This window comes from Cellulomonas sp. GbtcB1 (assembly GCF_019091725.1).
Taxonomy (GTDB): Bacteria; Actinomycetota; Actinomycetes; order Actinomycetales; family Cellulomonadaceae; genus Cellulomonas.
Genome location: NZ_JAGXJG010000338.1, coordinates 1 through 256, shown reverse-complemented (window position 1 = coordinate 256; position 256 = coordinate 1). Strand labels below are relative to the sequence as shown.

At 80.9% G+C, this 256-nt stretch carries 1 protein-coding gene; it reads right to left on the bottom strand.

The genetic code is table 11. The features are described 5' to 3' along the window. On the bottom strand, positions 1–256 hold a 256-nt coding region (locus KVT14_RS20635), incomplete at both ends, for a hypothetical protein (protein ID WP_217617318.1).

Sequence of the window (256 nt, the reverse complement as noted above, 5' to 3'; positions counted from 1 at the left end):
ACCGAGCCGGGGCGCGGGTGCCGCGGGTGCACCTCGTAGCCGAGCGCCGCCTGTGCCAGGTCGCCCGTCGACCAGCGGTGCCGGGCGAGGGCCGCCGCCAGCTGCGGGACGTCCACGTGGGTCGCGCCGCGGACGGTGTCGGCGGGTCCGGGCGCGGTCACCCGCGCCTGGTCGCAGTACCCGTGCTCGTCGGACCCGGCCGGCCCGTCGAGCGGGCCGAGCCGGACGGGCCCGCAGCCGGGCGGGGTGGTGCTGA